Raw genomic sequence first — 284 nt, forward strand, 5'->3', positions numbered from 1 at the left:
AGCCAGTCAAGCGTTTCTCTGTATCCTTCCAAACGGTTTTCGTTCATACCGCATTGCTCCATTCTCAAAAATATGCGAAAGGACGGCGGTTCATTCGCCTTTCAGTTCCGCCAGGCGGGCAATCACTTTGTCCCGCTTCTCCATGTAATCGGCCAGTTTGGCCTTTTCTTCGTCGATCACTTTTGCCGGGGCTTTGGCCATGAAGCCCGGGTTGTTCAGCTTGTTCTCGATCCGCTCCACTTCCTTGTGCAGCGTCGCCAGCTCTTTTTCCAGGCGCTTGATCT

The 284-nt window shown here is 52.5% G+C and carries 1 protein-coding gene; it reads right to left on the reverse strand.

Features of this window, described 5'->3' with window-relative positions:
- Positions 1-90 precede the first annotated feature (90 nt).
- Positions 91-284: hypothetical protein (locus tag LD028_RS08815; protein WP_237811593.1), on the reverse strand; the 194-nt coding region annotated here is incomplete at its 5' end.

Origin of the sequence: Anoxybacillus sp. LAT27 (genome assembly GCF_022030075.1) — a bacterium.
Lineage (GTDB): Bacteria > Bacillota > Bacilli > Bacillales > Anoxybacillaceae > Anoxybacillus > Anoxybacillus kestanbolensis.